Genomic DNA, 6,539 nt, shown 5'->3' with positions numbered 1-6,539 from the left:
GCCATAAGACGTTCAGCCGGAAGGAGAAGGCCACGGCTGGCAGGGAGAGCGGGCGGTCATGCAGGCGCATGCCGCGCCACCAGCACACCAGCAGAGTGACCAGGGCCGCCGGCCCGCCCGTCACGCCGGTGGTGAGGGCGCCCCAATTGGCCGCCCAATCCTTCAGCCATGCCCATGAGCGGAGAGGGACATCCCGGTACACATGAAAGCGGGTGAGGAGCAGGGCGCTCAGCAGGAGAATGCCGAGCAAGGCCCAGCGCTGGCCGGCCAGCGGCAGGCGCGAGCGCGCCAGCACCCAGGTGACCAGGAAGGCGCCGGCCATGATGCCGGCGGTGCCGGCCCAGGCGCAGAGCACGCTGTGCGGCGCCGCGCCGGCGGTGATGGGCACGAACAGCGCCGCTAGCAGGGCGCTCTCCATGGCCCACAAACTGGCCAGCAGAAGCGCGCGCCGCACGTACGGCGCATCCGGAAGCTCCATCCCAAGCGGCATCCGCAGTAGTTGTCTCACGGCACAGCCTCCTGGGCCGGCTCTGCCCGGGACAGCGGCTGGCGCAGGCCGGCGGCCATGACCGCCGCGTCATCCGCCGCATCGCGCAACTGCGGCAGATGATAGGTCAGCACGCCGTCCAGTTCCGGCGGAGGGGTCTCCTCCAGGGAGATGAGCACCATATGCCGGCCGGCCGCCCGCAGGCGCTGGAGCGACTCGGTGATCTCTTCGGTGACGATGCCGGTCACCACCACCATGGTGCTTCCCCAGGGAAGCTCCGCGCCGGCGCTGATCAGGAGGTCCTCAAAGGGCACGCTGGCGATGGACGTCACTGCCGCCAACATCTCGAGCACCCGCACCAACTGCGCCGGCGCCCGGCCAGGCGGCACCCGGATGGGCTGATCCGACTCGGGCAGACAGCCGTTGGCCACCAGTCCCACCGCATAGCGCCGCTCAGCGGCATAGTGCGCCACCGATGCGGCTACCATGATGGTCTTCTCCAGCAGGACCGGGTCATAGCCCTGCCAGTACCGGCGGAAGTTGGCGACGTTGAGGCAGATCGCCAGGTTGAACGAAGTGGTTGGCTCGTAGACGCGCACCTGGAGGGACTGCCGGCGGGCGGTAGCCTTCCAGTGAATGCGGCGGAAATCATCATGGGGCTGGTAATCGCGCACGCCCATGGTGCGGGAGGGGTCCTCGAACAGCCGCCGGCGCACCGCCAGCTCCCCCAGCGGGTCCTTGGCCGGCAGTCCCAGCTCCTCCAGCGGCACTACCCGTGGGTAGACGATGAGCCAATCCGTATGCGCCAGCCGCCGGCGGTCCTCGAACAGGCCGAAGATGTCGCCGGCGCGCAGGGTCACCGGGCCGTAGGCGTAATAGCCGCGCTGGGCGCAGTGCAGGGTATAGACGCGCTCGGCCTGCTCGTACCAGCGCAGGGAGTATATGGCGGAGAGCATGCCTGTCTGCGGCTTATGGCTGGGCTGGACCTGGGCATCGAGGACCGGAAGCTGGGTGGGGATCTCGTCCTCGACCTTCAGCCAGGGCACCGGCAGGAGTTTGCGGTTGGTGATGCGGATGGTGAGGGGGATATTTTCGCCGGCGAATGCCCGCCGCTCGCCGAACATGCGCTCGTAGACCACCCCCTGCAGGGCCAGCCGGTTCCACGCCCAGGCCGCCGGCAGGATGACCAGCAGGAGCGCGGCGATGGTGAGCAGGGCCGGCCGGCGGGTGAGGAGGCCAATGAGGATGAGCACCAGCGCCAAGACGACCCAGGCCTCGGTGTACTGGGTGGTCTTGGCGCGGTCAATAACCACCCGACGTCCAAATCCAAGGGGGCTTTCCATGCCTGTTCCGCCGGCTATCCTTCCACCGGCACCGGGACTGCATCCACGATTTCCTGGAGCACCTCGGCCGGCGTACGCCCGCGCAGGCGCACCCGCTGGCTGATGATGATGCGGTGGGTCAGAACATGAGGGACCAGGGTCTTCACGTCGTCGGGGATGACGAAATGCCGGCCGCGCAGAGCCGCCAGCGCCTGCGCCGTATGGAAGAGGGCCAGCGTGCCGCGCGGGCTGACGCCCAGCGATACCGCCTCGTGCTCCCGGGTGGCGCGCACCACCCGCACCATATATTCCCGCACCGAATCCTCCACGTGCACCTGGCGCACCGCTGTCTGCGCCTCCAGCACCTGCCCCGCCGTGGCCACCGGCGTCAACTGCTCCAGCGGGTCCTCCCGCTCGAAGCGCCGCAGGATGGCGTTCTCCTCCTGTTCGTCGGGGTAGCCCAGCGCGATGCGCATCAGGAAGCGGTCCACCTGGGCCTCCGGAAGCGGGAAGGTGCCTTCCAGTTCAATGGGGTTTTGGGTCGCCAGTACCATGAAAGGTCGTGGCAGGGTATAGGTCTGGCCGTCAATGGTGACCTGGCGCTCCTGCATGGCCTCCAACAGGGCGCTCTGGGTGCGCGGGGTGGCGCGGTTGATCTCGTCCGCCAGGACGATCTGGGCGAATACCGGGCCGGCGCGAAACTCAAAGCTTTGCGTCCGCTGGTTGAAGAACGAAATACCCGTTACATCCGAGGGCAGAAGGTCCGGGGTGAACTGAATGCGGCTGAACTGACAGTCCAGCGAACGCGCCAGCGCCTTGGCCAGCGTGGTCTTGCCGATGCCCGGCACATCCTCGATGAGCAGGTGCCCCTCGCACAGCAGGGCGATCAGGGCCAGCTCAACGACCTCTTCCTTCCCGACGATGACGCGTCCGACGTTCTCTTTGACCTGTTCCGCCAGGGATTGAACCTCTTTGATTTCCATGAAGTGTTACGCCTGTTCGCAAGAGATGGACATCTTAAGGACAGTATAGCCTGCCGGCGGGAATTGTCAAAGCTTTCTGTCCCTGAGGCGGTGAGAGGTCATCCCCACAGCACCCTCTCGGTTGGATGCATGTGTCAGTGTGCCTCCAGCACGCACCATTCCAGCGTGGTCTCCGCCGCCGGCAGGGCATCAATGCCGGCCCCTTCCAGCAGGACCGATTGGGGTGTCGGGCGCGCAAGTCCTTTCCAGGATGCCGCCACCTGCACCGTCCAGCCGGCCTCCCGGAACTGCCGGAGCGCCGGCTCCCGATAGGCCATCTGCGTCAGCCCAAGCTCCTGGATGAGTGCCCCGTTCGCCGCGTCCTCTTCCGGGAAAAAGAAAGTCAGCGCCACCAGGGTGCCGGAGACAACCCGCCGGAGCTCCCGCAGGAGCTCTCCTGGCTCCCGGATGTTCAGGAGGCCCTGGTAGGTGGTCATGGTATGGACTGCGCCGTGGCGGAAAGGAGTGCGGCGGGCATCCAAGGCGAGGAGGCTGATGCGGTCCTCCAGACCGAGGAAGGAGAAGCGCCGGCGGTCGCGGCGTAGGACGCGCGGGCTGAAGTCGGTGGCGACAATGGGGCGGTTCAGCCGGCGCGCCATGTGCTCCACGAAGTGCCCCATGCCCGAGGCCAGGTCCACCACCGGCGCGGTATCTGCGGCAAGGAGCTGGAGGGCAAACTCGATCTGGCGCTCGGAACATTCCAGGTACTCCCTGGTGTACAGGCCGGCCCTGGCCGTATCGGCGGCCTCCCGGGCCTTGGCGAACTCGCCCCGCTCATCGAGGATCATGGAGCGGAAGAACTGGTCCGCCGGCGCAAGCTCTTTCAGCGGGGTTTCCAGCAGTTGGCGCTCGAGATCCGGATGCTCGCGCAGGTAGGTGGAAAGCCGGCTTTCCACCTCCTCCCATAGATCCTGGCGCGGCAGGTCCGGCGTCAGGAACACCCCGATGCCCTCCTGCACAGGGTACCTGGTGCCGCAATCCGAGCACTCCGCCGTGCCGCTTACAAAGGTATTCCCCTGGCGTTCCGAGACTTCCCATACCAGCCCGCCGTGACATGTCGGGCAGACCAGCATTTCGATCAGGTAATCGTGCATGTCCCCTACCCCTTTCTGTGCGTAGAAAGACGCCGAGAGCGATCAGGAACTATCGCCGGCCAGAGCTTACCGGATATACGGGGTGCTGTCAATACCGCGAGATGACTTGTCGCGCCCCGCCGGCTGTGCTACAATTTTATTCGGGAGGAAATCTTGCTCGCCCATGAAAGGATTCAGGATCCAGGGGATGTCTTTGGAAAAGAGATCAGCCGCTGTGTCGCCTCAAAATACAACCGTCGGCTGTCGGATGGTCGAGTAAGGGGATATGGACAGGTGTTCCTAGGGTAAAAATGGGAAAAGCCAGGGTACCCTGGCTTTCCCACGCTGGCCCTGCACGGGCCATCCAACTCCAGTTGTCTGGATTACTTACATTATACCCGACTGCCATGACAAAGTCAAGGCTTTTTGAAAAGAGATTTATTTCACAATCTTTCGTCAAATGCGCAAGGATGGCATCGCTGACAATTCTCATCCTCGCTGGCTTTGCAGTCCTTACTCTGCTGGTGCCGGCCTTCCTGGCGGCGCGCAAGCTCATCCGCCGGCCGGCGCCCGACCGGCCGGCCGACCCCACCGCGCTGGGCCTGCCCCACGAGGAGGTGAGCTTCCAGACCGAGGACGGCCTGACCCTGCGCGGCTGGTTCATCCCCGCGCCGGCGCCGGCACGTGGCACCATCATCTTCTGCCATGGCCACAGCGGGAGCATGGACGGGGACCTGGGCTACGTGCCGGCGTTCCACCAGCACGGCTACAACGTCCTGATGTTCGATTTCCGCGGCCACGGCCGCAGTGACGGAGCGCGCGTCTCCATGGGGTACCATGAGCGCAAAGATGTGCTCGCCGCCATCCGCTTCCTGGAAGGCCGGGGCATCCACGAAGTGGGCCTGTTGGGCTTCTCCATGGGCGGCGCGACCGCCATCGCCTCCGCGCCGTTGTCGCCGGCGGTCAAGGCCGTGGTGACCGACAGCGCCTTCGCCACGCTGGATACCACCGTCGCCGGTGGACTGCGCGCTCAGGGCATCCCGGAGCCGATCCCCCGCCTGGTGGGTAAGCTGGCGGTGAAGGTCGCCGACCTGTTTCTGGCCTGCCGGCTGGAAGATGCGTATCCCATCCGCTGGGTGGGCCAGGTAGCGCCGCGCGGCCTGTTCATCATCCACGGCGAGGACGATATCTATGTGCCGGCGTCGGATGCCCGCCGGCTGTACGAGCTGGCCGGCGAACCCAAAGAGTTCTGGCTCGTGCCGGGCGCCGGCCATCGGGAGATTGATCGGACTGCTCCAGAGGAATACCTGCCGAGGATCCTGGCCTTCTTCGACCGCTTTTTCCCAGATAAGGGAGGAGATGCCGCATGAAACCCAGGAATTGGCTTGTGCCGGCGCTGGCCCTGTGCCTGGCGGTCCTGCTGGCCGCCTGCATGACGGCGCCATCAGGAGAGGAGCTGGTGCTGGAAGGTCCGGTGGAGATGGGAATGAAGGTCGGCGAGCGCCTGCCCGGCACGCCGGTGGAACTGCTCTCCATCACCGACGGCACGGCCAGGGTCAGCATCGCCGGCGCCCTCGCCGAGAAGAAAGTGGGCGATTCCCTCGATTGGAGCGGTACTGTGCGTGAGGGCGTGGAGCTGAAGCTGGCACTGCGCATCATCTGGATAGGGGAGGATGAACTGCACACCGCCGGCACTGCCCGCCTCCGCGTCCGTAAGCCGGCTCCTGCCCCCCAGACCATTGTCAGCGAGCCGCCCATCCATTATGCCCTACCCATGACCGCCGCCGTGAAACGCTATCAGCCGGTGCCCGGCACCACTATCACCTATCTGGGCAAGGACCCCGACAAGGGCGCGGTGTTCGGCGGGGTCGCCGGCTATCCGTACCGCAAGGTTGCCGACTCCCTGACCTGGGAGGGGCAACTGCGCGAGGGGGTGCTGGCGCGCCACGAACTGCGCGTCATCTTGTTCACGGATGACCAGGCCCAGGTCGGCGGCATCGTGCATGTGTACATTACCCCAGAATGACCTGCCCATGACGGAACGTCAGCCCCCCGCCGCGGTTCTGCGCCCCAAGGATTACTTTTTCATCAACTGCTACTGGTTCGGGCTGACCTTCCTCTGGAACGGACTGCACACCATTATTCTGCCGGCAGTGCTCCTGGAGTTCGTGCCGGAGCACCGCAAGGCGACCGCCCTCGGCATGATGACCTTCGCCGGCCTGATCCTGGCCATGCTGATTCAGCCGCTCAGCGGGGCGCTCTCGGATGCTACGACCACCCCATGGGGCCGGCGCCGGCCCTGGATCGCAGTCGGCGCCGCCGGCGCGCTCCTCAGCCTGCTCGCCATCAGCCTCAGCGGGAGCTTTCTCTTCCTGACCATCAGCTACGTGCTTTTGCAGTGCACCTCCAACCTGGCCCACGGCCCTCTGCAGGGGCTGATCCCCGACCTGGTGCCGCCGGCCCGACACGGAACTGCTTCCGGGGCGAAAAACATCCTGGACCTGGCCGGCTTCATCGCTGGCGGCATGACCGCTGGCTATTTCGTGGACCGCGGCCAAAGCCGGCTGGCTCTCGCCGTCATTGCCGGCGTCCTGCTCACCATGCTGATCTGCACCTTGCTCGGGGTGCGGGAGCC

General features: G+C 65.8%; 7 protein-coding genes. 3 read left to right on the top strand and 4 right to left on the bottom strand.

Features of this window, described 5'->3' with window-relative positions; translation table 11 throughout:
- From H5T60_10325 to H5T60_10310, 4 genes are all read right to left on the bottom strand, one after another.
- The coding region (locus H5T60_10325) for a hypothetical protein (protein MBC7242826.1) at positions 1 to 508 on the bottom strand (508 nt) is incomplete at its 3' end.
- The gene (locus H5T60_10320; GenBank protein ID MBC7242825.1) at positions 505 to 1,830 is read right to left on the bottom strand and encodes a DUF58 domain-containing protein; all 1,326 of its coding nucleotides are present in this window, start codon (positions 1,828 to 1,830) and stop codon (positions 505 to 507) included. The genes H5T60_10325 and H5T60_10320, both read right to left, overlap by 4 nt.
- A 14-nt stretch (positions 1,831 to 1,844) precedes the next feature.
- Entirely contained in the window at positions 1,845 to 2,792 is a 948-nt protein-coding gene (locus H5T60_10315) for a MoxR family ATPase (GenBank protein MBC7242824.1), read from the bottom strand.
- 134 nt (positions 2,793 to 2,926) lie between these two features.
- Complete coding sequence (locus H5T60_10310) at positions 2,927 to 3,925, bottom strand: methyltransferase domain-containing protein (GenBank protein ID MBC7242823.1); 999 nt, start codon at positions 3,923 to 3,925, stop codon at positions 2,927 to 2,929.
- 449 nt (positions 3,926 to 4,374) lie between these two features.
- On the opposite strand from H5T60_10310, the gene H5T60_10305 reads away from it, so the two are divergent.
- The 3 genes from H5T60_10305 to H5T60_10295 all read left to right on the top strand — a co-directional run.
- Positions 4,375 to 5,274 (top strand): alpha/beta fold hydrolase, encoded by a 900-nt coding sequence (locus H5T60_10305; GenBank protein MBC7242822.1) that lies wholly within the window; start codon positions 4,375 to 4,377, stop codon positions 5,272 to 5,274.
- Positions 5,271 to 5,930, top strand: a complete 660-nt coding sequence (locus tag H5T60_10300; protein MBC7242821.1) for a hypothetical protein — start codon at positions 5,271 to 5,273, stop codon at positions 5,928 to 5,930. The genes H5T60_10305 and H5T60_10300 overlap by 4 nt, the downstream gene beginning before the upstream one ends.
- Before the next feature lie 7 nt (positions 5,931 to 5,937).
- On the top strand, positions 5,938 to 6,539 hold a 602-nt coding region (locus H5T60_10295; protein ID MBC7242820.1), incomplete at its 3' end, for an MFS transporter.

The sequence above is a fragment of the Anaerolineae bacterium genome, assembly GCA_014360855.1.
In the GTDB taxonomy this organism is placed as follows: Bacteria; Chloroflexota; Anaerolineae; order JACIWP01; family JACIWP01; genus JACIWP01.
This window is presented reverse-complemented; position numbering and strand designations above follow the sequence as displayed.